This is a genomic window from Thermonema rossianum DSM 10300 (assembly GCF_000426825.1).
Taxonomy (GTDB): Bacteria; Bacteroidota; Bacteroidia; order Cytophagales; family Thermonemataceae; genus Thermonema; species Thermonema rossianum.
In genome coordinates this window covers 79,805-105,284 of sequence record NZ_AUGC01000009.1, presented here as the reverse complement: position 1 = coordinate 105,284, position 25,480 = coordinate 79,805, and the positions used below count along the sequence as shown (strand labels likewise).

Below are 25,480 nucleotides of genomic sequence, written 5' to 3'. Positions count from 1 at the left end.
TGCCTCCCTGTTCTTAAAATAAAGTACTGACCATGAGCCACTTTTTATTCTCTCACTATTCAAAAAAGTCAAAACCAACCTCTAAAGCCGGTTTTGAGCAGCTGCTGAAAATTTTCCTGGAATTGATCAACATTACCGGCGGCGATGTGGCGGAAGCACTGGCTTGGCTGAATAACCTTGACCGAAAATATGGGCTCACCGATGACCGCTACGGCATAGGTGATTTTATTGAAGACCTCAAGAAAAAGGGATACATCAAAGAAGAGCAACGGCAAGGAAAGCTCATCATCACCCCAAAAAGTGAGCGCACCATCCGGCAGCAGGCGCTCGAAGAAATTTTTGGCAAGCTGAAAAGAGGCAAAGCCGGCAACCACCGGACAGCCCATGACGGCAGCAACTCGGGGGAAATATTGCCGGAATTGCGCCCCTATGAATTTGGCGATGATTTGCAGCAGCTGGCTATGACCGAGTCGTTGCGTAATGCATATGTGCACCATGGCATAGATGACTTCCTATTGACACAGGAAGATTTGGAAGTCAGAGAACAGGAGCAGCAGGTGCAGACCTCTACCGTATTGATGATTGATGTTTCGCACTCCATGATTCTTTATGGCGAAGATCGCATTACACCTGCCAAAAAAGTAGCCATGGCATTGGCAGAGCTGATTATGCGGAAGTACCCAAAAGACACTTTGGATATCATTGCCTTTGGCAACGATGCATGGCAAATCTCCATTAAAGACCTGCCTTACTTGCAGGTAGGTCCTTTTCATACCAATACGGTGGCCGGTTTGGAGTTGGCCATGGACCTGCTTCGACGCAGAAAAACCCCCAATAAGCAAATATTTATGATAACGGACGGCAAGCCCACTTGTATTAAAGAGGGCATCCGTTACTATAAAAATAGCTTTGGTTTAGACCGGAAAATATTGAATAAGACCTTGAACTTAGCCAAGCAGTGTCGTCGTTTGGGCATTCCCATCACCACTTTCATGATAGCCACCGACCCTTACTTGCAGGAGTTTGTGCGCAAATTCACCCAAGTGAATGGGGGGCGTGCCTATTACAGCTCATTGCAGGGGCTGGGCGACTATTTGTTTGAAGACTACCAACGCAACCGCCGCCGCTATATGCGCGGAGGGCGCCGGTAATTTTTATTTCGCCGGTGCGAGTAAAGAAACCACATAAAGCATTTCACGGGCTATCTGTGCACAACGCGCATCATAGGTGCTTGCTTCTTGTGGTGTTCCGTCGGCTTTTTTGGGGTCTTCGTAAGGAAGCGCCACACGTGCGGCAGCCCCGCGCACTGCCGGGCATGCTTCATCGGCTTGCGAGCAGGTCATTACGGCAATAAACCCTTCTTGTGGGTTTTCGGCGGCGTCATATACTTTGGAATAGGCTATGACGGCAGGGACATCAGGGGCGAAGCGGATTTGGTAATGTGGATTGTCGCCGTCCCGGTGTGTACTTACCTGAAAACCGGCACGCTGCAGGGCTGCAATGGTGCGTGGGTTGCAGGCGGTCGCCTCGGTACCACCGGAGTAGCACCGTATGTAGTCAAGCCCTGCATTATAAGCAGCAACGGTCATCCATACTTGGGCGAAGTGACTACGTCGCGAATTGTGGGTGCAAATAAAAGTGATGGGCACTTCGCCCTGTTTATGATGCAGTTGCCGGATATGCTCTGCAAAAATACGCAACTGCTCTTTGCGCTCGTGGCTGATTTGATTGAATTCGCTGCTTCTTTTTTGAAGATATTGCTCGAGAGCAGGGTATAAAGTGTTCATAATCAAGTGGAGTAAAGAGAGAATCAAGAGCTGCATCATCTTTTTTTTGGCAAAAAAACAATGCCGGCAATAATGATGAAAAAAACCGGCATTATCTTTTTGTAAATTTATGAAAAGGGAATGGTTTATGATGAACTTTGCAGTTCTGCCAGTTGCTTTTCAAGTTCTTCGATACGTGATTTTAGCTGGGCGCGCTGCTCAAACAGCTGCTGTATGATGCGCTGGTTCTCTGCTTCTGCCATCTTGGATTCGGTGATATCTTTCGAAAAGACAGACGCCCCTATCACTTCGCCCTCTTCGTTTAAAATGGGGTTGAAGGAATATTCCCGGTAGATGACACGTTTTTCGGTTTCGCGCTTGATGATTTTTTGGAAGCGTTCGCCACGGAAGGCGCGCTCCAGCCATAAACGCCACTCTTCGCGCCGGTCGGCGGGGATGAAAGGAAGGAAGTCATCGCCTTCTTTCACGGGAATACCTTGGCGCCGGCGTTTGAACTCTTCGTTAAATACCAATATTTTGAAATCTTTATCTACGGCTACAATTGAGTCTTCGGTGTTGTTAATCAAAGAGTTGAGGTTAGCTTCTTTGGTGCGCAACGCCAATTCGGCTTTTCGCTGTTGGGTGATATCCGTAATGAAAACAGAGATGCCATAAATGCGCTGCCGCTCGTTATAAATGGGATTAAGGTGTATTTCGTAGTAATACAACTCCCCACGCATGGTTTGTTCGGTAAAGAGCGTTACGCGCTCCCCTTGCAAGGCGCGCTTCACCTCGCGTTGGGTTTCTTTCCAGCTAAGCCCGGGAAGCGGGTCTTCCAAAATACGCCCTTCGTCCAAATAGATGCCAAAGGATTCATAAAGGCGCTTCATCACATTGTTGATAAACGTAATGCGATAGTGCGTATCCAAAGCCATGATGGCGTCGGAGGTGTTGTTCAACAAAGCTTTGAGGTTGCCTTCTTTGGCTGCAATTTCGCGTTGGGCGCGCTCCATCTCTTCTTGTGTGGCTTGCAGCTCTTCCAAGTTTTGGCGCATTTCTTCGTCACGTTCGCGCATGAGTTCGTTGGCTTCGCGCAGCTCCTGCAAAAGCTTCTGAGTACGTTGGGCTGCTTTGATGTTGGCAAAGGTGGTTGCTATACTTTCGCCTAACTCTTCCACAAAGTCGCGATATTCTTGTGGAATTTCATGAAAAGAAGCTATCTCTATGACCCCTTCTACTTTATCGCCTACCTTCATGGGAGCAATGAATAAATACTTGGGGCTTGCACCACCCAAACCGGAGCGTATTTCAAGGTATTTGGGCGGAATGTTGGTAATGTAAATCGACTTGGCTTCTTTCCATACACGCCCCAGCAGACCTTCGCCTATTTTAACCTCTTTGGTTAGGTACTTTTGCTTGTCATAGGCATAGCAACCAATAAGCACCAGCTTATCTTCTTTGCCCACTTCTTCGCCCGTGGCAATAAATAAGCCGCCTTGGTTGGCTTGCAGGCGTTGCACCAGGTTTTTGATGAGCTGATTGCCCAGCTTTTCCAGGTCGTTGGTTTCACGCAAGATATTCGAAAACAAGGCGATACCCTCGTTGCGCCAGGCACGGAGTGCTTCCTGCTTGGATATGGACTGCAAGCCTTGTTGCATTTGGTAAAGCGCTTCGCCCAGCTCGCTTTCTTTCGGAAACAGCTCTTCGTATTCGTCGTATTTTCCTTTTGCTACCTGCAAGGCATATTCCTTGAGTTGCTTGAGGCGTCTGGCCAAGGTATTGAGGTGTGTGGCAATGGGGTTGAGCTCTTGGCTGCGGGTATAAGTGGCTTTGGGAATATTCCCCACACTCAGTTGTTTGGCTTGAGCCTGAATGCGCACCAGGTCACGGTCAATGAGACGGATGACGGTCGTCATTACCAGCAGCACCAAAAGAAGGGTGGCCAATACTGCCAGCACTTCTACCCAGTTGAATTGGGTGCTTTCTTTCTGTAATCCTTCATCTAATTCTTTGATGGCGCGGCTATTGGCGCGTATAAGCTTTTCCAAAGAAATATTGATAGAGCTTTGTACGTCACGCAGTGAGCCGTTGACCAAAAAAGCCAGCTTGGGGTTAAAGATAGTCGTTGCACGCATCGACTGTATGCGTATGTCTTCGGAGCGTTGCTCGCTTTGCAGCGCATTGAGGGCTTGGCTATTGTACAAATACTGCCGGTTTTGCTCTTGGTTGAGTTCGATGGCATCTTCTGCCAGTTGATTGAAGTGCTCTATTTGGTTGCTCAGTGTTTCGAGGATGGCATCCAGTTCCGGCGAGTTTTGCTTTTCTATCAAAGTTTGCAGCCGGGCAAAGGAAGCCTGTACCTGCTTTTCCAGGTAATTGCGCAGTTCTTGATTCTCTTGGTTGGGGATGCTGATGGAGGAAGGATAGACCAGCGCTTGCAAGCGACTCATCAAACCATCTACTCCTTGTCCTAATTGCAAAGCGTATTGGTTGGTTGGATGATAAAGGCGACTCAGGGCGTTGCTCTTGTCAAGAATCACATTGAGGCGCCAAATAAGCAGCGCGCTGAACAATAACAAAACGAGCACGGCAGTAACACCACCCAAAATGACACGTCCCCGGATGGAGTTTACTCTGAGCAGACCGCCCAGCCATTTTAATATGTTACGTAGTATTTTTTCCATGTGTAAGGGCTACTTGTTTGTATTTACTCAAAAATAAGCATTTTTGTGAATTGAGTATCATGCACCTGTTCTCTTGAAGAGGTAGCAAATAACTTCAAATTAAAATACACAAATCATGAGAAAAAAAATAGTAGCCGGAAACTGGAAAATGAATACCACACTTGCCGAAGGGCAAGCTTTGGCATCGGAAGTGATTCACATGGTAGAAGACGAAACCAACGGCGAGGTACATGTCGTACTGATTCCGCCTTTCACCCACTTATATCCGGTGCACAAACTTATTGGTTCACTGCGTGAGAAACATATCTACTTGGGAGCACAAGACTGCTCGGCGCATGAAAAGGGGGCATATACCGGCGAAGTGTCGGCAGCCATGTTGCAATCTGTGGGCGTGGACTATGTGATAGTAGGGCACAGCGAGCGCCGCGAGTACCATGCCGAAGGACATGACCTGTTGGCAAAAAAGGCACTCCGGGTATTGGAACACGGCATGCAACTTATTTTTTGCTGTGGCGAGCCTTTGGCTATTCGCGAAGCGGGCACTTATCTTGAGTATGTAGAAACCCAATTGCGGGAGAGCCTCTTCGCCTTAGATGCGGAGTCATGGAAACGCATTGTGATTGCTTATGAGCCGGTGTGGGCAATAGGAACGGGCAAAACCGCTACGCCGGAGCAGGCACAAGAGGTGCATGCGCATATCCGCCGGCTCATTGCCGGGCGTTATGGCGATGCTTTGGCACATGAAGTGAGCATCTTATATGGCGGGAGCTGCAAGCCGGAAAATGCCGCTGAATTGTTTGCACAAGCTGATATAGACGGCGGCCTGATTGGAGGTGCTTCACTCAACGCCCGTAGTTTTGTAGATATCGTAAAAGCGCGTCAATAAAAAGCAAGGTATGGAATATATAGAAGTGAATTTGAAAGCGCCCGCCGAATGGCACGAGCAGCTGGTGGCGGCGCTTTCTTTTATTGACTACGAGGGATTTGTAGAAGAGGAGCAGCAGCTAAAGGCTTACATTCCCTTGAAAAATTGGTCACCGGAGCGTTTACAGGAAGCGCTGCAGCCTTTCGAAGGGGTGGAATATACCATTGCAGAGCTGCCCAATGTCAATTGGAACGAAGTGTGGGAGCGCAGCTATGAGCCCGTATGGGTGGAAGGGCGTTGTTTTATTCGTGCCAGCTTTCACGAAGCGGCCCCGCAAGCAGAATATGAAATTGTCATTACGCCCAAGATGGCTTTCGGTACGGGGCATCACCCTACCACCGGCCTGATGCTTGCGTGGCAACTGGAGCTGCCACAGGAGGGAAAAAAGGTTTTAGATGCCGGTTGTGGCACGGCCATCTTGTCCATTATGGCAGAAAAAAGAGGGGCGCAACGCATAGATGCCTACGATATTGATGATTGGGCAGTAGAAAATGCCCTTGAAAATGTGTATCTTAACCGATGCGAGAGAATTTTCGTACAACAGGGTACTGTCAGAAGTGTGAAGTTGGAGGCATCGCCCTATGACTTGATACTGGCCAATATCAACCGCAATGTGCTTTTGGACGAAATGCCGGATTATGCACGTCATTTGGTGATGGGTGGTGATTTGCTGTTGAGTGGTTTTCTGGCAGATGATATGCCACTCATTCGACAGGCAGCCGAAGCAAACGGCTTGGTCTTTGTCGCAATGAAGCAAAAAAATGAATGGGCCAGTGCCCACTTCATAAAAAAACAGGAAGCCTAAACAAAAAAGATATAAACATGAGTCGTATGCTTTGGAAGGTAGCCCGGTGCTGCATGCTCGTCTTTCTCTCTACGGTTGCGGTGTGGGCGCAACAGCTCTCTACCCAAGCCGATGAGTTTATTGCACAGGTAGAAAAAAGCATGCTTGCGACCGGCAATACTCAGGCAACGGCTGTTGCCACTCGCTTTGCAGAGCAATGGCGGGCCGGTGCTTATTCGCCCGCGCAGCAGGCCGATATCATCGCTGTTTCGCAAGTGATTTTGGAGAAGCGTCTGCGGCCGGCGGTCGAGTGGAAGCAGTGGTTGGAAGTGATTACGCTCGCTAAAGAGCAGGGGTGGGACAACAACCGCCTGCAAAACCTGCTGCAGACAACCAAGCGGGCATTTCAGGAATACCCTTCCAAAGCCATGAGTCTCTATTTGGAGCGGCTGCATGGCGTAGTGGCCGATTCTTTGTTGTATTCATCCAATTTTAACCGGCTCTATGCTTTTGCACCTACTTACGATTTTGTATGGGTGGAGAAGAAAGCACCGGCCAATTATCCATGGATAGATAAGCTGGTGCCTGAGGCGCCGCCGGCTGCCCCGGAAGATGATTTTGCCCTGAACGGTGAAGAAAACATAGACAATGGGACATGGGAAGATGATACCTGGCAGCAGGAAGAGCCTCAGACCGCGCCTGAAGATGCGGCACAAGCCATTCCTGCCGGTGCCTTGATTGTATTTCCCAAAGTAGATGTAGTTTATATGACCCCCTATGACTCGGTAGCTTTCACTGCTGTACAAGGGGTGTTTAGCTTTGAAAAAGATGCTTTGATAGCCAAAGGGGGAATTTTTGACTGGAATAACCTGTCGGCAAGAACCCTGGCCGACTCGGTGCGGGCTACTCAACGCTTGCCGGTGCGCTTGGAGTTCGGTTACTGGGCGCATCCGGTCAAAGAGGTGCGTTTCCGGGCAGAAAACACCACGCTTTATTATGAAGGCATGTTGCCCAAGCCTCTAAAAGGGCGCTTCGAGTTTGTGAGTCAGCGACGCGCCAAAGAAGACCAAGCCCGTTATCCTTTGTTTACTTCTTATGATGAAAACATACGCCTTGAAGGCTTGGGTAAGTATGTTGTTTATGAAGGGGGCGTGGGGTTGCGAGGTAAGTATTTGTTTGGTTTTGCCCGGAATAAAAATACCGCCCGTTTGCAGGTAACACATAACGGAAGAAAATACCTGCAAATACAGGCACGTGAGTTTTTGCTGGTTAAAAATAAGTTGTCATCTCCCGCCGCTTCTTTCTCTTTCTATATGGCTGCCGGCGACTCGCTCTTTCATCTCAATGTAGCAATGAACTATGACATTGAAGCAACAGAAGATGGCGGCAAGCGGCATATCATCAAGTTTATTAGAGAGAAGAGCAATGTGGATATGCCCTTTATCGATAATTACCACAAAATCTATATCTCTGCCGATGTGGCTACTTATGACATAGAATCCAATAACATGGATTTTTATGTTGTAGGAGCTAAAGACCGGATACCGGCCACCTTCGAATCGTTCAGCTACTTCGATGAGGAAAACTTTGTCGGTCTGCAAGGATTGCAGCCTTTTCATCCCGTGCGTGTTTTGCAGGCTGCCTTGGAGCGATACGGATACTACAACGAATTGGGCGAGGGCGAAATCTACCTGGATGCGCTTTTGGAAATTACCCACAAGGACTACAAAACCATTGTGGGCATGGTGCGTCAGATGGAGCGTAAAGGCTTTGTAATATACAATGAAGTAACCGGTACGGTGAAAATATTAAACCGCACCACACACAATTACGCTTCGGAGCAATATAAGCAAGTGATGAAGCGTATTTATCACCTGGTGCGCAAAGACACAACCGCCGGCAAACCGGTACGTTCGCTCGAAGAATATGCGCAAGAGCTGCCCGAAGGGATGCGTAAATATGTTTACCATGACTTCGACGACATGCTGATAACCTCGCTTTCGCCACGCGATGCACGCCGCGACTCCATGGCATATGATACCATTCGTTTTAAATTCCCGAAAGAAAAAATGTACTTGGCCAAGCTGGAGGGCTTAGATGTATATTTCACTAAATGGCGCTTGCAGAGCCGCCCCGACTCACTGGCAGGCATTCCCGACACGGCCATTGTTGTGGAAGATACCATGAACATTCCAAACTTTAAGCGTGACTATGTGTACAAGTTGTTTTATGAGTTGCGCCGCTACGACTACAACGAAGCAAACTTTTACTTGGACGAGGTGGAAGGCTTCTACGTATTGAGCAAACGGTTTCCCGGGCCGCCCATGCCCAATGCAACCATCGATGCGGAAGGGGGTGGCATTACCATCCGGGGTATTGAGCGCTTCGACCTGAGTAAAAAACTGAATGTATCGGTGATTCCGAAGTATAAAGAGATTAAAATTTTTGGCAACCGGGTCATCATGCTTGAGGAAGGCGAAGTGACAGTGGGTAACTTCCGCTTTATCGGTAAAAATTTCGTCTTACCCTATGAAGAATTTCGCTTGACAATGGGCGAAATAGACACCATGCTTTTCTCCATACCCGAAGTGGAAAACCCCAATGTGAAAATATGGCTGGGGGAAGAGATTCGTTGGGGTGCCGGTGAACTGCAAATCAACTATGCCAACAATAAGTCAGGCTTGAAGTTTGGACCCATTCCGGGCGTTTCCGATGAGACTTATGAAGCTTACCCCAAACTAAGTATTAAAGAAGGTGGGACCATCTACTTCGATCAGCTGTATCGTCAGCGGGGTGGGTATCATCGTCAGAAAGTGTATTTTAAAATACCCGGTATTTTCATAGACAGCCTGACCGCCAAGTTGCCACAGTTTAAGGGTACGTTTTATTCCAACTTCTTCAAGCCTTTGGAAGAAGAGCTGCAGCCTATTTTTGACCCCGATTATGACGGCTTCGACTCCAAGTATTCTTTGGGTTTTGTGCACTATCCGTCCGGACCCTACAAGCTCTACCATACAGCAGGAACTCTTAAAACAGATTCTCTGGTAATGTACAAAACCAAGTTGGTGGCGTTGGGAAACAATGAAATTAAGCATCTGACTACAACGGTGCGTTCGCCACAGTTTATCATTACTTCCGACTCACTTACCGCTTATGAAGCCAGCTTCGATACACGTCAAGCCATATTTGAGGGAACGGACTACCCTCGTGCTTATGGCGACAAGCTGCGCTTACGCTGGGTAACCAATATCACAGGAATAGAAGACACGGTGGCGGTGGACAGTATGCTGTTGTTTACCCGCCCCAATGCGCCGGTTACCATCTTTGAAGAAAACAACCCCGCTGCATTCAAAGACGGTAAAATAGCCATTACGCCCAATGCCTTCTGGGCAGATGGTATTTTAGCACGCAAGGATTTTTGGGTACTTTCCCCTCAAATACGCATTGAGTCTAAGCACCTGTGGGCAAAAGAGTCGGAGTTTAGGGTGAACTCCCATCAAACCGATCCTTTTGCCATCGATGATGTTTTCTTCTATACGCATCCGCCCATTTTGCAAGGCAATGGTGTGAATGTGGACTTCGACTTGGCCGGAGGAGTTTGCAAAATATCGCCGGTTCCTGACATTATGCAAGCCAACCCGGCCTTTCCGTTTATAGTCTTTCCTTATGCTCAATTCCGGACTTCGATAGCCGAGGCCGTTTGGGACCTCAACGAACAAGAAATACGTATGCAGGGCGACAGCAACTCGGTCTTTTATTCGACCAAGTATGCAGACATGGATGTAGCAGAAGCAAATAAAGATTTGCGCTTTCATGCAACCGGGGGCGTTTACGATATACGAAACATAGAGGAGCCGCGTTTGGACCTGACCGGCGTGCCTTATATTATTACCGCCGATGCAAAGGTGATTCCCGATAAAGGCGAAATCACAGTTTTAGGTGGCGCTGATGTGCAAGAGCTGCAAAATGCACAAGTGATTGTGGATACCTTGCGCCAATACCATCATTTTGTTAACGGAAAGATAAAGATAGAGCATCGGCTTGCCTTTGAAGGGCGGGCAGATTATCGCTATGTGAATATTGCCGGTGATACCTTTGTCTTGCACTTCAATGATTTTGAGCTGGTACGCGATATAGTTGGCGATACTACCAAGCGGCGCTCCAAGTGGGAAGAGGTAGTTTATACACGTTCTACCGGGGAAGTCAAAGAAATAGAACAATTCTTCATGGCGCCACGCATTCAGTTTAAAGGGAATGTGACCATGGTGGCACCTAAGCCGGGCTTACAATTCGACGGTTTCATCAGGCTGGATCTGCAAAGCCGTAAAGACCTGGACGCATGGATACCGTTCAAGAGCGACTCGGGCGAAGTGGTCATTCAAGTACCCGAAAAGTTGAGCGTGGGAGCCGATGTGTTGACTTCCGGTTTGTTCTATGACCCGGTAGATGGGGTACTATATGCTACCTTCTTGGAAAATAAACGCAAGTTTACAGATGAAGAACTCTTTTTGGCTTCCGGCGAATTGGTTTATACGGCTGCTTTGAACGAATTTAAGATAGCCCCGCCGCGCAAAGTAGCCGGCGAGCAGCTGAAAGGCAACCGCTTGGTCTTTGACGACGAAACTGCCAAAATCATTTTGGATGGCAATATTCGATTGCTGGGCGAAGCTTTTATGCCTTATGTGAAGCAGGCGGCTACCGCAGAGGTGGATTTAAAAAGCAGCGAGTATAAGTTCAATGCCTTCTTTTTGCTGAACATGCCGGCGCCGCGTTCTGCCTTTTCAATCATGGGTAACTTGATGGCACTCAACAAGCCGGAAAATGCAAGGGTGGCAGAGCCGGACCCCGTAGAGCTCAAATGGAAACTGGCAGAGATTATAGGCGATAAGCCAACCCAAGCATATATAGAAGCGCAGTTAAAGGCAAGCGAGGAGCAGATGTCCATCCCCTTGGTAACTGCCGACAAACAACTGTCATCGGCTGCTTTGGTGCTTTCGCGGGTTGATTTGCGTTGGTCACCCGAAGAACGGGCCTTTTACAGCGTAGGACCCATTGGCGTGTCCAATGCTTATGCGCAGGATATCAATGCTGCTTATACCGGGTACATGGAAATACAGAAAACCGAAGCCGGCGAAGTATGGCATTGTTATTTGGAGGTCAATGATGAAATATGGTTTTACTTTACCATGCAAAACCATATGCTGAGGGCTGTATCGTCTGTCGATGAGTTTAATAATCAATTTGCCCGGGGCAAACAGCCCAAGCGGGAGGGAGATTATGGCTTTGAGTTGCTGGAGCCGGGAAGTGCCCGCCTGTTCGTGGAAGACTTTAAGGCGAAGTATTTGGGGGCACCCAAGCCGAAACCGCAAGAAGAGGTGCCACAACAAGAAGAAGAACAAGAAGGGTTTTAAGAAGTGAAGAGCTGCCCGGGTTTAGGCAGCTCTTCCGTTTTTTGATTACATATGATTGATTGACGCCGCAGGATATCCGGGCAGACTACGCCTCATCGTCCTCTTCTGCTTGTGGTCCGCTTGACGGATTGGCACCCGTCTCTTGGTCTTGCTTGGTCAGTTGTTGATAAAACAGGTCAAAGCGCCGATCCAGAAGGTTGTAGCGCTCATACACTACCTCGCGAAGGGCTGCCATTTCCGATTTGCTACGTACATAAATAACGTAGGCAATGCCTGCCGAAGCCAAGGCAACAAAGGCAGAAAGAATGCTAATAATCCACAGACCGTGATGCCCGTGAGATGGAGCGTTTTCCGTCAAGTCTGCCGAAACATCGTGCGTATCTTCTTGAAGCATGATGGTCTCCTGTTCTGTTTGCTCGCTAAAAGTAGCTTCGGGAGCAGGCACCGCCTCCTGTGTTTGTGACTGCTTTTGCAGGGCGCGTGCACGAATGCTTTCAAATTCACGATTCAACTGCTGCAGGGCGCGGTTCCACTCTTGAAGTTTTTTTGCATTGTCGCCATGAGCTATTTGCCCGATGCCTTCCAGTTCGGCTATCAGATCTTTTTGCAGTTTTTCAAGCCGGCTTTCAAGATCGGGCAGCTGGCTGTAAGACCGTTCGGCGTAGGTCTTGTAAAGACGGGTTGAGCTTTTGAAGCGTGAAGGAATGCTGTTGCCCAAAGCTTTTAAGCTCCGGCAGTCTAAGGTTTTGATGTAAGCGCTTTGTCCTTGATAGCGATAGTTAAAGCGTATGGCTTGGCACAGCATCTCAAGCTTGGCTTGCTCAAAGGACAATGTCTCACTGACTTGCGCATATGTAAAAGATGCATAACTTAGCAAGAAAACAAACAGGTAAGAGATTCGTTGTTTCATAGGAGGAGGAATTAGGTGCTTCGTAATGAAAGCAAAGCAAAGGATTCTATGCTAAAAAATCAAATCGGCTTGTTGGGCTTGTGGCTATTGTCCATAAGTGTTTATGCGCAGCATTATACGGTAGAGTTAGGCGTCGATGGGCTTACCTGCTCGCAGTGCATGCGCAGCGTGGAGATTGCTTTACGTAAACAGCCGGGTGTGCAATCTGTATGGGTCGATTTGCAAGCTACTATCGCTTATGTAGAGGTTGGCAGGGAAGGGCAATTGCCCTTATTGAAAAAAGCAGTGGAGGAGGCAGGTTTCTCGGTGCGTTCGATGAGCCTGCTTTTTACGTCTGCCACACGAGTGACTTCATGTATGATGTGGGGAGGTGGGTGTTTGGTGTGGTTGCCAGAAGAAGAAAGCGACACGCCTCTTCAAAGAGTGTACGTGGCAGGTAGAACCATCTTGTCAAAACGGGCTTATAAACAATGGCACCGGCGCCATTCTTTACCGGCGCAGGCTTGCACAGAATGCCTGTCCAATATTTGGTATGTAAGCAAAACGCCTTATGATGAGCCGGCAGATGAGTAAATATGTTTGCTGGTGGGGAATCCTCTGCTTGTTCTCTTGGGGCGTCCGGGCACAAGAGTTGTATATACTCAATGAGCCGGCAAGCAATATCCCCAAGGGGGCCTTGGCTGTGCGTCTCATTCATATGCACTACCCCAACGAGCAGCCTAACAGCACCGACCGCTTCCGTCTGATGCATGCGCTGCGTTTGGCATATGGTATTTCAGGACGTTGGATGGTGTGGGTGCAGCCTGCTTTCTCGAATCACCACAGCCTTGAACTGCCCCCCGATTTAGTCAATCATTACCATATAGGTACACAAACTGTCTTTTATTCGTCAAATCCACAACAGCTTGTGCCTTATCCTTATCGCTATGTGGGCACACACTTCTATACCAAGTATCTGTTTTTAAAACATGATGAACGCAATGACCACTTCCGCGCGGCTGCATATGCAGAGTATTCCACCGCCAACAACCCTCATGAAGAGGCAGAAGCCAATTTGTATGATGACACCGGAGGCTGGGGAACCGGCTTGGTAATTACCAAGCTGCATCGCCGCTGGGCGCTTTCTTATACAATGGGGGTAATTGTGCCTCAAGCTTATGAAGGCAAGAGTGGCGACCTGCCCACTCGCATGGAATACGGAGTGGCTTGGAAGTATAATCTGTCTCTGGGGTATTTACTTTACCCGCGTGTATACAAGGATTACCACCAAAACAACATCAATTTGTACTTGGAATTGATGGGCAAACAGTATCCTGCCGTGCGTATCATTCAAGATGGGGAATACATCCCGGCGAGCAGTGAGCTGCACATCGGGCAGCATTACTGGGAAATTTATGCAGGCATTCAAAAGATTGTGCGCTCTAATACACGTATAGAAATAGCAATAGGAGCGCCGCTGTACCGGCGCTCCTATATTCACAATTATCCGGTAGTGCAGTTTCAGCTACAGCATTACTTTTTTCCTTAGAATTTAGCACTGTTAAGCAGCAGTTTGTTCTGCCCTTTGTTTTACTTCGGCAAAGAAAATGTAAAACATAGCTAAGAACACACCGGCAAAAAAGCCAATAAGAGTATTCATCTTGAGTGATGCTTTCGTTGGTTTACTCATAGGGCGTACCGGCTCTATGATACGTACGGACTCAGGATATTGGAGCTCTCTTTCAATGGCAAGTTGTTTTTCTTTTAAAGAAACAATCTCTGTGTAAATACTGTTTGTAAGTACTTGAGGTACTTGCGCGTTTCTACTTGTGTTATTGATAGCATTCATCAAAGCCACGTGCATGCTGTCAAGACGCTGTATTTGGCTTTGTATTTCCGCAAGCAAAGCCTTCTGGCGCTTGAGAAAAAGGTTGTTTTCTTTTTCTACATAAGGAATTCCGGACAGGTAGTTTACCAAAGCATTTTGAATGGCCTCGTAGTCTTCCGGCTTGGTAGTTTCAAACTCAACAATAACCGTGGGGCTCAGCTGGTTATTTTTACCTTCAACACGTCGTGCCGTGATACTTTTCAGGCTGCGAGCCTGCGCTTCGCCAATTCCCAATACTTTGGCTAAGTCTTCGGGATAATTGTCTTCTTTAAGTGTTTCTAAGTCTTTGATGAGCTGAAGGGCCTCATCCGGGTTAAGCACGCGAAAGTAAACGATGAAGCTGTTTTGATACACCGGTTTAATGAGAACAAACGACAAAAGGAGTGCTAAGAGTGCACCGGCGACGGGAAATAAAATCAAAGGGCGATAGTAGCGTTTTGCCAGGCGGTACGCTCCGGCACCCACATCTATCAGGTCAAAGTCTTCTTGGTGTTGAATTTTTGCCATAACTCTCGCTGTTTAAATGTTCCTGCAAAACTAATGAGAAGTTTTGAAAGAAGGAAAAAAAATAATAAATTTGCGAGGAACTTTTGGATAAGCAGTTTATTTACATGACCAAACGCGCATTAATCACCGGTGTTACGGGGCAGGACGGTGCCTATCTGGCTCGTTTTCTATTGTCGAAAGGCTATGAAGTGCATGGCATCAAGCGGCGTGCATCCCTGTTTAATACCGATCGCGTAGATGATATTTATCAAGACCCTCACGAAGAGGATATTCGCTTCTTTCTTCATTATGGCGACTTGACAGACTCTTTGAATGTGACGCGCATTATACAAGAGGTGCAGCCCGACGAGATTTATAACTTAGGGGCGATGTCGCATGTGCAAGTGAGTTTTGAAATGCCTGAATATACCGCCAATGTGGATGCGTTGGGTACCTTGCGTGTGCTGGAGGCGGTTCGTCTTCTGGGGCTTAGCCGGAAAACCCGTATTTATCAGGCATCTACTTCTGAGTTGTACGGGAAAGTGCAAGAGATACCTCAAAAAGAAACGACGCCTTTTTATCCCCGCTCGCCTTATGGGGTAGCCAAGCTCTATGCCTATTGGATTACGGTCAACTATCGCGAAGCTTATGGCATGTATGCCTGCAATGGCATCTTGTTTAATCATGAAAGCCCATTACGAGGCGAAACTTTCGTTACGCGTAAAATAACCCGTGCAGCGGCACGCATCGCTTTGGGCTTGCAAGACACTTTGTACTTGGGCAACCTGGACGCCCGCCGGGACTGGGGGCATGCCAAAGATTATGTGGAAGCCATGTGGCTGATGCTGCAGCAGGAAAAACCCGAGGATTTTGTAATAGCTACGGGCGTAACCACTTCTGTACGTGAGTTTGCCCGTAAAGCATTTCAAGAGTTGGGCGTAGAGCTGCGCTTTGAAGGTGAAGGCGTCGAAGAGCGGGGAGTAGTAGCTGCATGTCATGGCGATTTTCAGTTACCCGAAGGTAAAGTGGTCATTCAGGTGGACCCACGTTATTTTCGCCCGGCAGAAGTCGATTTGTTGATAGGCGATGCATCGAAAGCACGCCGCCAATTGGGATGGAACCCTTCCTATGATTTGGATGCGCTCGTTAAAGAGATGGTGCGGGAAGACCTGCAACTCTTTGAGCGTGACAAATATCTGAAAGAGGGCGGGCATAAAACCAAAAACTATCACGAATAGAAGACATGGAGAAGCAAGCCAAGATATATGTAGCCGGCCACCGTGGCATGGTAGGGAGTGCCATCGTGCGGCGCCTGCAAGCAGAAGGATATACAAACCTTGTTTTACGCACTTCAAAAGAGTTGGATTTGCGTGAACAGGCAGCCGTACGCCGTTTCTTTGAAGAGGAAAAACCGGAGTACGTCTTCTTGGCGGCAGCAAAAGTAGGCGGTATCTTGGCCAACAATACATACCGGGGCGAGTTTATTTACGATAACCTCATGATTCAGTCCAATGTGATTCATGAGGCATACAGACAGGGCGTAAAAAAGCTTTTGTTCTTAGGTTCCTCTTGTATTTATCCGAAGTTTGCCCCGCAGCCTATCAAAGAAGAGTATTTGCTGACCGGTGCCCTGGAACCTACCAACGAACCCTATGCCGTGGCTAAAATTGCCGGCATTAAGCTGTGTCAGGCATACCGCGATCAGTATGGCTGCAACTTTATTTGTGCCATGCCTACCAACCTCTATGGTCCGGGCGATAATTTTGACTTGCAGACTTCCCATGTCATGCCTGCACTGATTCGCAAGTTTTTGGAAGCCAAAGCAAAAGGGCAATCTTCGGTATCTGTTTGGGGGACCGGCAGCCCACGCCGCGAGTTTTTGTATGTCGATGACCTTGCCGATGCCTGTCTTTTTTTGATGAAACATTATGATGAGAGAGAGATCATCAATGTGGGGACGGGTGAAGATATTTCCATCAAAGAGCTGGCCGGGCTTATCAAGGAGATGACCGCCTACACCGGCACCATTGACTGGGATACTTCCAAACCCGACGGCACACCGCGCAAACTGCTGGATGTGCAACGCTTGCATGCGTTGGGGTGGAAGCATCAAACAAGTTTAAAAGAAGGTATTACGAAAACGATCGCTTATTATCTTGACAATCAAAAAGATTTGCACGACTAAACTATTAAAATCATGTCGAACGATCTTTCGATATACTCCCCGGGTGAAGCCCCTGTTTATGGTCGTTTAAATAAACAAGCAGCCATGTGGCTGTTTGTTTGTCTGCTCATATTTATGAACTTACAAACACTATCCATTACAGGATGGGTTTTTGAGCAAGAAGAAAGCGGAGTGGTAGTAAAGGTGTATCAGTTAATTTTACTTCTTTCTGTACCTGTTGTGATTTATTCATTCAGAGCACTTACTAAGTACATTCCTAACTACATCTGGCACTGGGTGGTGTGGGTTGTTTTTAGCTCGATTGTTGGATATTGGATTCATGGTTTTAATAAACTTTTAATCAATTATTTATTGTCGTTTATAGCCATGTTTTTGGGTGTGCTTTGGGGTCTGTCTTTGCCTAAAGAAGCCATCATAAAAGCTATACGGTACACACTACTTGTCATGCTGGCAGCTGTTTATGTTAAAATGGTTGTTTTTTTCGATGCCATTCTTTTATTCTTTAATGAGCCCTGGCGTGAGCACCCCTATTTCCCCATGTTTTACGGTGGAGGACCTAACTTGGAAGCCACTTGGATTGCTTTCTTTTCTGTTTTTTTTATGTCCAAAAATAAAAAGTGGCTTTTTTATCTTGTTTGGGGGGCTTGCATCTCTGTAGCTTTCATTTACGCGTCCCGGGTAGCCATTGTGTTGAATGTCGTAACAGTTTTTTTATTTTATTTTTCATCCTATGTTCGTAGATGGGAGCGGCAGCTTTTAATAGTTTTAGGGGCTGTGGGGGTAATGTATGCGGCAGCATCTGTGGACTGGGAAGCCGTGGGTGAAAAGTTCGTGGGCTTGCAACGACTGCTGTATATTGGTAAAACAGAAGATAAAGGCATGCAAGGGCGCTTTGAGCTATGGGAGGCTTACCCGGAAGCTCTTCGCTTAGGTTGGTGGAGTGGTGTGGGGGCAGGTAATACCGTGCCGGTGATGGAAAAGATGAAGGAGAAAGCCTTTCCCGAAGACAATGTTCATAATATCTATATCCAATTCCTTAGTGATTTTGGTGTTATTGGTGGTATGTTGTTTCTTATTCTGGCTGCAAATGTAGTGAAAGACTACTTATTTAAGGACCGTAACAATTTGTTTCTACTATCCTTAATACTTTATCTTGTAGCCGGATTTGTGCAATTCAGAGGCGGGGAGCCTTATTTTTATTTAGTATTGGGACTTTACATAGGTACGAAGTATGGACAATCAAACAATCAAAACTACAGTACTCATTCCACATTACAATAATCTTGAAGGATTGTACAAGTCATTGGAGAGCATCTCGTCGCATCCTAAAGTGCGTGTGTTAATAGTAGATGACGGCAGTAGAGCCGAACAACGTCCCGGTGAGGCTGAGCTTCAAAAGCGATTTGGGCAAAAAATGGAGCTGGTCTTGCTACTGAACGAGCAAAATCGTGGCATTGAACATGTATTGAATCAAGGATTAGAATATATTCTCCGCCATTTCCCTGACTGCCCCTATATTGCCCGCTTAGATTGTGGGGACATTTGCCATCCGGAGCGTTTTGCTATTCAGGAGCGATATATGGATGAACATCCGGAAGTGGCGCTTCTGGGATGCTGGGTCAATTTTTATGATATGGAGGGAAACTATCTTTTTACCTATAAAGCTCCTTTAGATGAAAGAAGTATAAGAAAAAAAATGTATTTAAAGTCTTTATTTATTCATCCTGCTGTTATAATGAGAACGTCAGCTGTTAAGGAAATAGGCTTTTATCCTTATGACTACCCGGCAGCAGAGGATTATGCCTATTTTTTTAAATTTGTAAAGCAATTCCCAACAGCAATTATTCCACAGTCCCTCATTTCTTATATATGGAACCCATCAGGAATTTCTGCTACCAAGCGTAAAAAACAATTGAAATCCCGAGTAAAAGTGATTTGGGCAAACCGGAATTTCGGCAACCTTTATTTTTGGTTGGGTTTGTTAAGAGTTTGTGCCTTGTTGCTACTTCCATATTCTTGGATTCTTTTTTTAAAACGCAGATTGAATATTCAGTAAATAACGCATGAAGACAATTATCCATATAGCAGAAGCATTTGGTGGAGGAATTATTGAATTTATTCTACAGATAGTAAAAAATCAACCCGGATATCGACACATCATCATTTATGGTAAAAGAGGGGTTGATATAGACGCTGTGCGAAAACAATTCCCGGAGAATGCCGGTTTTGTGGAGTGGCCTTTTGCTCAGCGGGAAGTACACCCAATAATGGACTGGAAAGCATTCCGTAGCCTTCGCCGTATTGTAAAGAAAATACAACGAGAGCATTCCGTGCAGGCAATTCACTTGCACTCATCCAAAGCCGGCTTCTTGGGCCGCTTCGCACTAAGAGGCGTAGTGCCCGGGCAGCGGCTTATTTATACGCCTCATGGGCTTGCTTTTGCACGCCAAGACGTTAGCAAGACAATGCGACTGTTTTATGTGTTGCTTGAGTGGGTGGCTGCGGCTTACGCCGGCAGGGTTATTGGCTTTTACCGCAATTTTACTCAGGAAACTTTAAACAACTTCATTGTTAAAAACTACTCATAGTTATGTCAGACACTAAACTAAGAATTTTGCATGTTATTGAACCTACTCTTGGAGGTACCAAGAGGTACATAGAGGATGTATTTTATGCTTTGGAGAATGTCAATAATCTTAAACTTGGGCTCATATATTCTTTGAACCGTTCAGAACCGAGTTTTTTACTTCTTTTGGAGAAACTTAGAAAGAATGGGGTAGAACTTTTCGAAGTCCCAATGGTTCGTTCTATTAGCCCAATATCTGATTTGCAGGCGGCTCTAAAGATAAGAGCTATTATTAAAAAATTCAAACCGAATATTATACATTGTCATAGTTCAAAAGCTGGGGGGCTTGTGCGTTTGCTAAAGCTATTGTTTCAAGTGAACAATACAGTTAAAACTGTATATACTCCCAATGAGTTAGCTACAAGTATAGCGTGGTATTATGGGCTAATAGAAACACTTTTATTGCCTGTCACAGATCGTTTAATTGCAGTTACGGAAGCAGAGAAAAAACGAATTATTCGTGACTTGAATGTGACCACGAAAAAAGTGAGCGTCGTATCACCCTTGATTTCTGCCCATCGATTTGTACCTCAAAGTAAAGAAGAAGCAAGAAAAAGGCTAAATGTAAGTCAAGATAAGTTTTTAGTTATAGCTTTGGGTAGATTAGCACACCAAAAGAGACCAGAAATCTTTGTGGATATAGCGTGTCGATTGCTCCAGGTGCTCCCTTCACAAGTGGATTTCTTATGGGTAGGAGATGGACCTTTAAGGCATCAAATCGAAGATTTAATCAAAAAGAAAAAAATGGATGGTGTGCTAAAGATCACAGGCTGGGTTTCTGATGTTAGGGACTTTATAGCGGCAGCTGATATTGTGGTTATGCCATCCAAGTATGAGTCGTTTGGGTATGTGGCTGCTGAAACCATGGCCATGGAAAGGGTAGTGGTGGTTTCGGACGTTCCGGCACTGCAAGAAGTGGTAGGGAATAAAACGCTTGTATTTCAAAACAGTGAAGAAGCAGTTGAAATAATTATCAGGCTACTTAGCAATACTGAGCAACTCAATACGATTGCTCAAGAACTTAGACAGAGTGTAACTCAACGTTTTTCCAAAGAAAGGATGAAAGACTCGTTGCTTAATGTTTATTGTAATTTACTGATAGATAAGGTGTGATAACTTTGAGCTATGGTAATTAGCTTATTAGGCAATAAAGCTTATATTGTTTTGTTTCCTTGGGTATTCTCACTCTCCCGTGGGAGGGGCCACCTTTTACCGTACTGGAAGCCATGATGTGCGAGAAACCTTTACTTTTGCACCGGTGTGTCGGAAATGAGGATTTAGTAATAGAAAACCAAAATGGTTTCTTGTTCGATAAAGTCGACGAAGCTGTTGCCGCTTTGCATGACTTGCTGAAGGCACCGGAAGAAAAAATAGCTCACATGGGAAAAGAATCGCGGCGTCTATGTGAACAGCATTTCAATGCCCGGCAAATGGCAGAGCTTTATCTTAAGGCATATGAAGGCAATTTTGAATAAGAAAATATATTTCGTACTGCTCATTTTGGTGATAGCTTCACTGCCCTGGCATGAGCACCTCAATGGAGCGTGCACGCTTCTGCTAATGTTATGGACCTTTTTATACAATATTTACTACCGGCCGGCATGGCATGAGTGGAGAGAGCGTCCTTGGATGCTTTTGCATTGGCTATGGTATGCGTTGTTTGCCATAGGGCTACTGTGGACCGCCGATTATAGCGAAGGTATTTTCAACTTGGAAGTGCACATGTTGCTTGTATTGGTGCCTTGGATGTGGGCAACGGCGCCGCCTTTGCATACACGGGAGTTTCATGGGCTTATGTGGGTTTTTGTTGTTTCTGTTCTTCTAACATTGCCTTACATGCTATGGGGCATTATCCCATTTTATCTTAAGTACCGGGAAATCAATATGTGGCTAATCACCCAAACGACACCTTTCCATCATGGCTTTTTGGGGATGTATTGGGTGAGTAGTTTATGGATGGTAGCTTATTTACTATCTCGTAAAAGAGCAGCTGCTTTGTTTTTTATTTTTTACTACCTCTTGGTAATGAGTGTTTTATTGCTAATTAATGCCAAAGCAGCTTTAATTGCCTTTGCAGCCCTTTCTTTTTTAGCTCCTTGCTTTTGGCTATCATCTTTTAAACAATACCGAAAGCATCTTGCTCTTAGCGTTGCAGTAGGGTTTGCCGTTTTGTTATGCTTATTTTTGGTGGGGATAAAAGTTTGGCAGGGAACAAACTATCATTACCAAGTGGATTCTTCCGTCAATCTACGCTCGGCTTTCGATTTGACAGGTTTTTTGCAATACAGCTTCTACCACCGCTTGGGGCAATGGCATTGCGGCGTGGAAGTATGGACACAAGACTGGCAAACCTTTCTTTTTGGGGTAGGCACCGGCGATGCTACACAAGCTCTGAATGCTTGTTATACTGCCAATGACTGGGACTGGCTTCAGGGATATAGCACACACAATGAATTTTTGGAGGAGGCTGTGCGGCACGGGCTAATAGGGCTGCTCCTTTTGCTTGCCGTATTTCTCTATCCGGTAATCCGGAGCATCCGGCGGGGCAACTATTGGTATATGCTTCAAGCGGTGGCTTTTTTCATTGCTTTGATGGTTGATTGCTACCTCAGCAATCAAAAGGGCATTGTCTGGTATATGTGGATAGGGAGCATGTGGTATATGCTCCCCCACCGGGAAGACCGTACAAAGAAATGATTCAGGGCTAGGAAGACGCCCAAGAAAATGATTCCCTGAAGAAGGTTACCTTTTTATTCTTTTTCTTTGAATTTGAATCATAGACGTTCGTAATCAACTTTTCCCAGCTTCCCTCGATGTCCCGCGTAAATGGCTTTAAGCATATTTTTGAAATGTTGCTTGGTGGCAGTTTTAAATATAAATCTTCTGGACAGCCATAATTTAACGATGGTCTTAGGCAAATAAAAGAAATAGTATTTGATAGGGTGGGAGTATTGCTTATTGAGAAATGTAATATTTCTAAACTCGTAATATAGCTTCCATGGGGCAGCATTTACAAGATTAATACGTGGCATCAACGGAAGTAGGCGCACAGAAATGTACTCTGTTGCCGGATGGTATACCTTACTTTGGGGAATATAAAAAATCTTACTTTGTGCTTGTTTCTTGGCGCGCCAGCAATACTCTGTGTCATCACCCCAAATAAAAAGTTCTTTCAAGGGAAAGCCAATTTTTTTTATAAGTGCAGTGGATAAAAAAATTGCCAAAAAAGGCACTCCGGCTACTTCCATAGGGACATTGCCCAACTCATCTGTTCTTTGCAACCTACGCCCGTCTATGCCCTTGGTAATCCAACAGAGTTGTTTAGGGTTTTGAGCATCTACTGCTACGCTACAATAAATGTTATTTGCATTTTCTGCATATTGCACAAGCCTTTCCAAGGCCTCCGGCTGAGGAATGCAATCATCATCCATTGCCCAAACCCATTCAGCATTTTGTTTAAGAGCTTCCCTAAAACCTGTATGAAAACCACCGGCACCTCCTAAATTCTCCTGATGGACTACATACAGGTCTTGCTGCTCATCCAGCCATTGAGCAGTGCCGTCATTACTCCCATTGTTAACTACAAGAATACGCTCTATCGTATATGTTTGATTCCGTAACGATTCTATACACTGTTTCAATAATTCCAGACGATTATAGGTTACTACAACCGCCAATACTGCTTTATGATTTTTCATTTGGAGCAAAAAGTTATGAATGTGTTGTTTTTTGTAGTTCAATCTCTTTTTTGGCTTTGGCCAAGGCCGAACCAATCACTTGATGCATGTCATAGTACTTGTATTCGGCAAGGCGACCTCCAAAAATGTATTTGCCTTTTAACTCCTCGGCAAGTGCTGCATACTGTTTGTAAATTGTATTATTACGCTCGTTATTAATGGGGTAGTAGGGCTCTTTCCCTTTACTCCATGCTTCCGGATACTCTTTGGTTATAATTGTATTGGCTTGTTGTCCGAAGGTGAAATGCTTGTGCTCGCAAATACGGGTGTAAGGAATTTCATACTCGGTATAGTTGATAATTGCATTGCCCTGATAATCGCCTTCATGCATTTCGTGTTCGAAGCGCAACGTACGGTACTCCAACTCGCCAAAGCGATAACCAAAAAACTCATCTATTTTGCCGGTAAATACCACCTTACGTGCAAGGCTGTCGAAGTAATCTCTATCGGCGAAGTAGTCGGTGTTGAGACGCACCTCTATACCTTCCTGTATGCGTTCCATCATAGCCGTATAGCCGTCTACAGGAATGCCCTGGTAACAGTCGTTGAAGTAGTTGTCATCGAAGGTCAAGCGAATGGGCAGGCGTCGAATAATAAAAGTCGGAAGCTCTTTGGGATCACACATCCATTGTTTCATGGTGTATCCTTTAATAAAAGTTTCATAGATTTCACGTCCCACCTGAGATAGCACCCACTCTTCCAAGTTTTTGGGATTTTTAATAGGTACTCTTACTTCTTCTAATTTTTTTTGCGCCTCTGCCGGAGTTTTTACACCATATAACTGATATAAGGTAAACAAGTTAATAGGGAAAGAGTAAATTTTTCCTTTGTAATACACTTTGGGACGATTGACGTAGTGATTGAATCTTGTAAAGCGATTGACATATGCCCATATTTTATCATCACTGGTATGGAAAATATGAGGACCGTACATATGCACATCTATGCCCTCTTTCTTTTCTGTGTACACATTGCCGCCGGTATGTGGTCGTTTGTCTATGATGAGACATTTATAGCCTGCATCTGTCATTTCCCGGGCAAATACGCTTCCGAACAATCCGGCACCTACAATCAAATAGTCATACATATGCTTTACTGTTTTCTTTTAGTACTTTATTATTTAAACTCGACTTTCCCTAAGCGATTGGTAAGCCCATGGACAATTGCTTTTAAATAAATAAAAAAGCTTTTGAGAGACTTATCAATAGCAATAGCCTTATATGTAGCCAAGAGTAACTGTTTTGGCAGATGCTTGCCTATAAAAGCAATAGGATGAGTGTGTTTTTTTAGAAGATGGGTAGAATTGCGTAGACCATAAAATATTTTCTTACTGTCATCATTGGTAAAAAGAAGCTCTACACCAAGCATTTTTAAATGAACATACTGCGGCCTGGGGTGTCTTGCTATCGAGCGAGTTACTATGTATATAGGAAAGTTCAATTTTTTTAGTCTAACAGCATACTCAATATCATCGCAACGGATGAAATAACGGGGGTCTGGGTAGCCGATTTTCCGTATAGCCTCTTTGGGAATTAGTATACCCAAAAAAGTAAAAAAGAGGGTGCGTATAGCTTCTTTTTCCTTGATTTCGGAAGGCTTAAAGTAAGTGATGGACGAAGGGTATTCCGTTAATGGAAAGGATAGCTTGTTTTCTTCTTGATTGCTACAAACAAGGCAGCCAACGACTGCTTTACCATGAAGTTCGCTTCTATCTAAGAAGTTAGTCAGATATTCTAAGGCATCAAGCTCGGGTATACAATCGTCATCCATCATCCACACGTAATCGGCACCCATCTCATAAGCTGTCTTAGCGGCAGTATATTCGCCTCCGGCGCTTCCTGTATTTTCTTGCGTAACTACTATTAGGTCTGTTTGCTCTCTCAGCCAAGCAAGTGTATTGTCGGTGCTGCCGTTATTAATGACGATGATAGCATCAGGTTTGCGGGTTTGACTTCGCAGATGCTCAATACATTGTTGTAGCAATGTTAGCCGATTATAGGTAACAACTGTTGCAAAGATTTTCATGTTTTTTTGCGTTGTAGCAAATGTGTCCAAGTTATATCTTTTTAAAAGATAGACAGTATAAGGCATAGCCTTAT

Annotated in this window: 21 protein-coding genes; 14 read left to right on the top strand and 7 right to left on the bottom strand. The window is 45.6% G+C overall.

Going from position 1 to position 25,480, the window contains the following annotated elements; genetic code table 11:
- Positions 1 to 32: 32 nt before the first annotated feature.
- Positions 33 to 1,151: a vWA domain-containing protein gene (locus tag K384_RS07715; protein WP_038031051.1), complete on the top strand. Its 1,119-nt coding sequence runs from the start codon at positions 33 to 35 to the stop codon at positions 1,149 to 1,151.
- Positions 1,152 to 1,154: 3 nt separating this feature from the next.
- On the opposite strand, the gene K384_RS07710 is transcribed toward K384_RS07715, so the two are convergent.
- On the bottom strand, positions 1,155 to 1,826 hold the full coding sequence (locus tag K384_RS07710) for an arsenate-mycothiol transferase ArsC (RefSeq protein ID WP_245605291.1): 672 nt from the start codon (positions 1,824 to 1,826) through the stop codon (positions 1,155 to 1,157).
- A gap of 86 nt (positions 1,827 to 1,912) precedes the next feature.
- Positions 1,913 to 4,450 (bottom strand): PAS domain-containing protein, encoded by a 2,538-nt coding sequence (locus K384_RS13385; RefSeq protein ID WP_051633234.1) that lies wholly within the window; start codon positions 4,448 to 4,450, stop codon positions 1,913 to 1,915.
- 115 nt (positions 4,451 to 4,565) lie between these two features.
- Between K384_RS13385 and tpiA the strand changes: the two genes are divergently transcribed.
- From tpiA to K384_RS07690, 3 genes are read left to right on the top strand one after another with little or no spacing between them, the layout of a single operon-like run.
- A complete protein-coding gene (gene tpiA, locus K384_RS07700) occupies positions 4,566 to 5,336 on the top strand; it encodes a triose-phosphate isomerase (RefSeq protein ID WP_038031048.1) in 771 nt (256 codons plus the stop codon).
- Between the two features lie 10 nt (positions 5,337 to 5,346).
- Positions 5,347 to 6,180: a 50S ribosomal protein L11 methyltransferase gene (gene prmA / locus K384_RS07695; protein WP_038031045.1), complete on the top strand. Its 834-nt coding sequence runs from the start codon at positions 5,347 to 5,349 to the stop codon at positions 6,178 to 6,180.
- A gap of 17 nt (positions 6,181 to 6,197) precedes the next feature.
- Positions 6,198 to 11,570 (top strand): hypothetical protein, encoded by a 5,373-nt coding sequence (locus K384_RS07690; RefSeq protein WP_157630100.1) that lies wholly within the window; start codon positions 6,198 to 6,200, stop codon positions 11,568 to 11,570.
- A gap of 85 nt (positions 11,571 to 11,655) precedes the next feature.
- Here K384_RS07690 and K384_RS07685 read toward each other — a convergent pair whose 3' ends face one another.
- Complete coding sequence (locus K384_RS07685; protein ID WP_038031040.1) at positions 11,656 to 12,480, bottom strand: hypothetical protein; 825 nt, start codon at positions 12,478 to 12,480, stop codon at positions 11,656 to 11,658.
- A 48-nt stretch (positions 12,481 to 12,528) separates the two neighbouring features.
- On the opposite strand from K384_RS07685, the gene K384_RS13380 reads away from it, so the two are divergent.
- Both K384_RS13380 and K384_RS07675 read left to right on the top strand, forming a co-directional pair.
- Positions 12,529 to 13,053: a heavy-metal-associated domain-containing protein gene (locus K384_RS13380; RefSeq protein WP_051633233.1), complete on the top strand. Its 525-nt coding sequence runs from the start codon at positions 12,529 to 12,531 to the stop codon at positions 13,051 to 13,053.
- Positions 13,031 to 14,008, top strand: coding sequence for a hypothetical protein (locus K384_RS07675; protein ID WP_157630099.1), 978 nt, complete (start codon positions 13,031 to 13,033; stop codon positions 14,006 to 14,008). Before K384_RS13380 ends, K384_RS07675 begins: the two co-directional genes overlap by 23 nt.
- 12 nt (positions 14,009 to 14,020) lie before the next feature.
- On the opposite strand, the gene K384_RS07670 is transcribed toward K384_RS07675, so the two are convergent.
- Positions 14,021 to 14,854, bottom strand: coding sequence for a hypothetical protein (locus K384_RS07670; RefSeq protein WP_038031036.1), 834 nt, complete (start codon positions 14,852 to 14,854; stop codon positions 14,021 to 14,023).
- Between the two features lie 104 nt (positions 14,855 to 14,958).
- Here K384_RS07670 and gmd point away from each other — a divergent pair, with 104 nt between their 5' ends.
- The 8 genes from gmd to K384_RS07630 are packed head-to-tail and all read left to right on the top strand — an operon-like array spanning position 14,959 to position 22,341.
- On the top strand, positions 14,959 to 16,071 hold the full coding sequence (gmd, locus tag K384_RS07665) for a GDP-mannose 4,6-dehydratase (RefSeq protein WP_038031154.1): 1,113 nt from the start codon (positions 14,959 to 14,961) through the stop codon (positions 16,069 to 16,071).
- A 5-nt stretch (positions 16,072 to 16,076) separates the two neighbouring features.
- On the top strand, positions 16,077 to 17,018 hold the full coding sequence (gene fcl / locus K384_RS07660; RefSeq protein ID WP_038031033.1) for a GDP-L-fucose synthase: 942 nt from the start codon (positions 16,077 to 16,079) through the stop codon (positions 17,016 to 17,018).
- 12 nt (positions 17,019 to 17,030) lie between these two features.
- Entirely contained in the window at positions 17,031 to 18,299 is a 1,269-nt protein-coding gene (locus K384_RS07655) for an O-antigen ligase family protein (RefSeq protein WP_038031032.1), read from the top strand.
- The gene (locus tag K384_RS07650) at positions 18,250 to 19,074 is read left to right on the top strand and encodes a glycosyltransferase (RefSeq protein ID WP_038031031.1); all 825 of its coding nucleotides are present in this window, start codon (positions 18,250 to 18,252) and stop codon (positions 19,072 to 19,074) included. The genes K384_RS07655 and K384_RS07650 overlap by 50 nt, the downstream gene beginning before the upstream one ends.
- A 7-nt stretch (positions 19,075 to 19,081) precedes the next feature.
- Positions 19,082 to 19,606 (top strand): glycosyltransferase, encoded by a 525-nt coding sequence (locus K384_RS07645; protein WP_051633231.1) that lies wholly within the window; start codon positions 19,082 to 19,084, stop codon positions 19,604 to 19,606.
- A gap of 2 nt (positions 19,607 to 19,608) precedes the next feature.
- A complete protein-coding gene (locus tag K384_RS07640; protein WP_038031030.1) occupies positions 19,609 to 20,757 on the top strand; it encodes a glycosyltransferase in 1,149 nt (382 codons plus the stop codon).
- 59 nt (positions 20,758 to 20,816) lie between these two features.
- On the top strand, positions 20,817 to 21,119 hold the full coding sequence (locus K384_RS07635; protein ID WP_071837472.1) for a glycosyltransferase: 303 nt from the start codon (positions 20,817 to 20,819) through the stop codon (positions 21,117 to 21,119).
- Positions 21,100 to 22,341 carry an O-antigen ligase family protein gene (locus K384_RS07630; RefSeq protein ID WP_038031026.1) on the top strand — a complete coding sequence of 414 codons (1,242 nt, stop codon included), beginning with the start codon at positions 21,100 to 21,102 and terminating at the stop codon, positions 22,339 to 22,341. Before K384_RS07635 ends, K384_RS07630 begins: the two co-directional genes overlap by 20 nt.
- Positions 22,342 to 22,418: 77 nt before the next feature.
- Here the strand turns inward: K384_RS07630 and K384_RS07625 are convergent, their stop codons facing one another.
- The 3 genes from K384_RS07625 to K384_RS07615 are packed head-to-tail and all read right to left on the bottom strand — an operon-like array spanning position 22,419 to position 25,406.
- Entirely contained in the window at positions 22,419 to 23,342 is a 924-nt protein-coding gene (locus K384_RS07625) for a glycosyltransferase family 2 protein (RefSeq protein WP_051633230.1), read from the bottom strand.
- 13 nt (positions 23,343 to 23,355) lie between these two features.
- A complete protein-coding gene (gene glf, locus K384_RS07620) occupies positions 23,356 to 24,468 on the bottom strand; it encodes a UDP-galactopyranose mutase (protein ID WP_038031024.1) in 1,113 nt (370 codons plus the stop codon).
- A 29-nt stretch (positions 24,469 to 24,497) separates the two neighbouring features.
- A complete protein-coding gene (locus K384_RS07615) occupies positions 24,498 to 25,406 on the bottom strand; it encodes a glycosyltransferase family 2 protein (protein ID WP_038031022.1) in 909 nt (302 codons plus the stop codon).
- Positions 25,407 to 25,480 lie beyond the last annotated feature (74 nt).